The sequence below is a fragment of the Halolamina salina genome (assembly GCF_042678005.1).
GTDB classification, from domain to species: Archaea; Halobacteriota; Halobacteria; order Halobacteriales; family Haloferacaceae; genus Halolamina; species Halolamina salina.
The window spans coordinates 19,231-20,064 of the sequence record NZ_JBHUDH010000143.1; the positions used below are offsets into that span (position 1 = coordinate 19,231).

The following is an 834-nucleotide window of genomic DNA, read 5'->3' on the forward strand; positions in this document are numbered from 1 at the left end:
GGCCAACCCCCTGCCGGCCGCCGTCCCGACCCGGGTGTCCGGATCGGGGGTGCTGTCGAGCGTCGCGCTCGCGGACGGCTGGGTCGTCGGCGACGAGGACGTGGAGGGGATCGACGCCGGCGAAACCGTCGCGGTGCAGAACTGGGAGGCCCGCCAATGAGCGACCGCAAGGAGTTCCGCGACCTCACCGAGCCGGCGAAGGCCCACGAGGCTATCGCGTCGCTGGCGATCGAGCCCGAGCCAGAGACCGTCCCGCTCGCCGAGGCCAGAGGGCGAATCCTCGCCGAGCGCGTCGACGCCGATCTCGACGTGCCGGGGTTCGATCGGGCGTCGATGGACGGCTACGCGGTGCGGGCGAGCGACACGTTCGGCGCCGACGAGGCCGACCCCGCGACGCTCGATCTGGTCGGCACGGTCCACGCCGGCAGCGAGCCGGCCGTGTCCGTCGACGACGGCGAGGCCGTCGAAATCTCGACTGGCGCGGTGCTGCCAGACGGCGCCGACGCGGTGGTGATGGTCGAGCGGACCGACGAAATCGGGACGGAAGCCGTCGAGATCCGCACCTCGGTCGCGCCCGGGGACAACGTGATGCCCGCCGGGGCGGACATCGCCGCCGGCCAGCGTGCGCTCGGACCCGGAACCGAACTGACGCCCCGCGAGATCGGCCTGCTCTCGGCGCTCGGGCGGGACGAGATCGAGGTCCGCGGAAAGCCGACCGTGGGGATCGTCTCGACCGGCGACGAACTGGTCCGGCCCGGCGAGTCGCTAAACAGCGACGCCGGCCAGATCTACGACGTGAACAGCTACACGATCGCCGCCGGCGTCGAGGGGGGG

Annotated in this window: 2 pseudogenes (1 of these 2 only partly in view); both read left to right on the top strand. The window is 72.8% G+C overall.

Features of this window, described 5'->3' with window-relative positions:
* Positions 1-160, top strand: a pseudogene (locus ACFR9S_RS12350) (molybdopterin molybdotransferase MoeA) (its annotated part extends 967 nt beyond the left edge of the window); the annotation flags it as partial.
* Positions 157-834, top strand: a pseudogene (locus ACFR9S_RS12355) (molybdopterin biosynthesis protein); the annotation flags it as partial. The pseudogenes ACFR9S_RS12350 and ACFR9S_RS12355, both read left to right, overlap by 4 nt.